Here is a 2131-nt window from a genome sequence, read left to right on the forward strand (position 1 = left end):
CCAGGGGCAGCCCGGCTGCCAGCGGCGGCCCCGCCGCTGGTGACAGCTCTGCTGCGCAGCCGTCCGGGACGGCTGGGTGTGCTGCTGTCCTCGATCGTCGTGGCCGCCGCCGCGGTGTCCCTGGTCTGGACGCCGTACGACCCGACCCGGGTGGACGCGGGCGCGCCCTGGCTGCCGGTCAGCGGGCAGCACTGGTTCGGCACCGACAAGCTCGGCCGGGACCTGTTCAGCCAGATCCTTCTCGGCGCCCGGATCACGGTGTTCGCCGCGGTGACGGCCACCGCCGTCGCCGCGGTGCTGGGGGTGGGGCTGGCGCTGCTCGCCACCGTCACCCCACGCCTGGTCGGCGAGTCCACCGCCCACCTGGTCGACGTCCTGATCGCCTTCCCGGCCCTGCTGCTCGCGATGGTGCTCGCCGCCGTGTTCGGCGGTTCGACCTGGACCGCCGTCGTCGCGATAGGCGTCGGCAGCGGCGTCCAGGTCGGCCGGGTGACGCGGGGGGAGATCGCCCGGGTGCTGGCGTCCGGCTACGTCCTGGCCGCGCACGCGGCCGGCGCCGGCACCAGGCGGATCGTCCGGCGGCACGTCCTGCCGAACGTCGCGCCGACGCTGTACGTCCAGCTCTCCCTCGTGCTCGGGACCGCCGTGCTCGCCGAGGCCGCGCTGTCCTACCTGGGCCTGGGCACTCCGCCACCGACCCCGTCGTGGGGCCGGATGCTCCAGGAGCTGCAGCCGTACATCACCCTGCGGCCGCTGGTGCTGCTCTGGCCGGGCCTCGCCGTGGTGCTGACGGTGCTCGGGTTCAACCTGCTCGGCGACGGCATCCGCGAGGCCACGGACCCGCGGCTGCGGGACGGCCGGGCGGCGCCGGGCGGCTCGCGGCGTGGTGCCCGCAAAGCGTCCCGGAAAGCGTCCCGGAAAGCGTCCCGGAAAGCGCGGGCCGCCCGGCAGGCGCCGGATGCCCCGCGGGCTCGGCCCGCGACGCGGGACGGTTCACCGCGGGAGTGGGACGACTCACCGGAAGATCCACCGGATGATCCGCCAGAGGACTGGTCGGCCACCTGGGAGGGCTTCCGGGATGCCCAGCCGGACGCCCAGCCGGCGGCGATACCGAACGGCGATCCGGACACCACACCGTCCGCCACAGGAGAGCCACGCATAGGACAGTCACGCTCCGATACCACAGAGGCGTCACGGTGAGCGAACAGAGACCGCCGACGCCGATACCGACATCCTCGCCGGCAGCACCAGCACCAGCGGCGGCAGCGGCGTCGGCGGCAGCGCCTGGACCGTCGGCGGCGCTGGCGGGGCGGGAACGGGACGGGGCGCCGTCCGGGCTCCTCGAGGTCACCGATCTCACCGTCCGCTTCGGCGACACCGTGGTCGTCGACCGGATCGGCTTCGGCCTGGACGCCGGCGGGCGGCTCGGGCTCATCGGCGAGTCCGGATCCGGGAAGTCGATCACCGCGCTGGCCGTCCTCGGGCTGCTGCCCGACGGCGCGGCCGCGACCGGAAGCATCCGCTTCGACGAGCGGGAGCTGCTCGGCCGGTCCGACCGGGAGCTCTCCCGCATCCGCGGCGACAGGATCGCCATGGTCTTCCAGGAGCCGCTCACCGCGCTGAACCCGCTGTGGCGGGTGGGCCGCCAGATCGGCGAGCCGCTGCGCCTGCACCGCGGGCTGTCGCGGCGGGCGGCGGGCGTGGCCGCGGTCGAGCTCGCCGCGAAGGTCGGGCTGCCCGACCCGCAGCGGCTCGTCCGCGCGTATCCGCACCAGCTCTCCGGCGGGCAGCGCCAGCGGGTCGGCATCGCCATCGCGCTCGCCTGCCGTCCCGCGCTGCTCATCGCGGACGAGCCGACCACCGCCCTCGACGTCAGCGTCCAGGCGGACGTCCTCGCCCTGCTCACACGCCTCGTCGACGAGGCCGGCACCGCCCTGCTGTACATCACCCACGACCTCGCGGTGGTGGCCTCGGTCGCCCGGGAGCTCGCGGTCATGCGCGGAGGGCGGCTGGTGGAGACCGGCCCGACCGAGGCCGTCCTGCAAGCTCCGCGGCATCCCTACACCCAGCGGCTGCTGGCGGCGGCACACCGCACAAGCTGGACCGGCCCCGCGGCCGGCACCGCAGCCAG

At 75.2% G+C, this 2131-nt stretch carries 2 protein-coding genes; both read left to right on the forward strand.

Features of this window, described 5'->3' with window-relative positions; all coding sequences use genetic code 11:
* The coding region (locus NBW84_RS19170; protein WP_445548771.1) for an ABC transporter permease at positions 1-1200 on the forward strand (1200 nt) is incomplete at its 5' end.
* 101 nt (positions 1201-1301) lie between these two features.
* Positions 1302-2131, forward strand: an 830-nt coding sequence (locus NBW84_RS19175) for an ATP-binding cassette domain-containing protein (protein WP_445548772.1), incomplete at its 3' end; no start/stop codon positions are given.

The sequence above is a fragment of the Protofrankia sp. CiP1_Cm_nod2 genome (assembly GCF_920664355.1).
Taxonomy (GTDB): domain Bacteria; phylum Actinomycetota; class Actinomycetes; order Frankiales; family Frankiaceae; genus Protofrankia.